This is a genomic window from Dyella sp. ASV21, from assembly GCF_016428975.1.
Taxonomy (GTDB): domain Bacteria; phylum Pseudomonadota; class Gammaproteobacteria; order Xanthomonadales; family Rhodanobacteraceae; genus Dyella.
Genome location: NZ_JAELTT010000426.1, coordinates 1 through 255, shown reverse-complemented (window position 1 = coordinate 255; position 255 = coordinate 1). Strand labels below are relative to the sequence as shown.

Annotated in this window: 1 protein-coding gene; it reads right to left on the bottom strand. The window is 66.3% G+C overall.

The features are described 5' to 3' along the window. Positions 1-232, bottom strand: a 232-nt coding sequence (locus tag JHD67_RS22170) for a hypothetical protein (RefSeq protein ID WP_199101248.1), incomplete at its 3' end; no start/stop codon positions are given. Positions 233-255: the final 23 nt, after the last annotated feature.

Here is a 255-nt window from a genome sequence, read left to right as displayed (position 1 = left end):
AGCTGTTTTCGTCGGAGCGGCCTTGGCGATCCCAGGCAAACTGCACTTTGACGCGCCCCAGCTCGTCCACCCACAGCTCCTCGTTGGGAGGACCGACCACGGTGGCGACCTGCGGGCCGTCCATGCGCGGCTTGATGCGGTGGGGCGGTTTCCATTCCACGGTGTCGGGCAGCAGTTCGGCGCGGTAGCGGTAGTAGGTACCTTCCACGGCGTCGGCGCTTTCCTCTTCCACGCTAGTGATCTGCGCGCCCCGGT